This is a genomic window from Acinetobacter parvus DSM 16617 = CIP 108168 (assembly GCF_000368025.1).
Classification (GTDB): Bacteria; Pseudomonadota; Gammaproteobacteria; order Pseudomonadales; family Moraxellaceae; genus Acinetobacter; species Acinetobacter parvus.
In genome coordinates, this window is record NZ_KB849215.1 from 1 (window position 1) to 720 (window position 720).

Genomic DNA, 720 nt, shown 5'->3' on the forward strand with positions numbered 1-720 from the left:
TGGCTCATCAATTTTCTGACTAAAAATTCGCTCAAATAAACTTCGAGTAATTTCTACCTTCAATCAATGATAATATATCGATCAATCAATCAGTAAAAATCCACACAAGTTGTTCTTCTATTCTCTTAATGATCTTCTCACCGCTTCGTCAGCGATAAGTAAACGCAATGAATATCTAGCAACTTAACCGTTAAAGCTAAGTTCTTTTGCTTCATTGCGCTGGGATGTATGCATTATAGGAGATTTTTTTTGGTGCGCAAGTGTTTTCAAAGCACTGTTTTATTGAGTGTTGTTTTTTTACTCATAAAAATGTTTATATTTACCGCTATTTTATTTCATTTATATGAAAATAAAGCAGAAATATTTTATTTATATTTCTGCTAGGACTTACGCACTGTTATTTATAGACTCTCTGTGGTAGCAGATGATTTTTATCGAGAATAAAGTCATCAATGAAGTTTTTGATCATTGGTCTAAATAATTTCTTCTGCCAATGATATACATTTTCAAAGATCCCCTCAAACTGGTTCTTTTGTATCTCGACGTAGGCCATCAAGGCTGAAAAAATATGATTCAAAATCAGTTTAGATCGTCTTACTTGAAACTTTTCAATATGACAAACCTTTTTAATCACTCGGTGATATTGTTCTATTTTCCAATGACTTGAATGTAATTCATGAAAACCCTCAAAGGACAATAAATCATCTTCATCTTGATGCA

Annotated in this window: 1 protein-coding gene; it reads right to left on the reverse strand. The window is 31.5% G+C overall.

The genetic code is table 11. The features are described 5' to 3' along the window. Nucleotides 1-397: 397 nt before the first annotated feature. Nucleotides 398-720 (reverse strand): transposase (locus tag F988_RS13905; protein WP_004683849.1); only part of this gene is annotated, 323 nt, incomplete at its 5' end.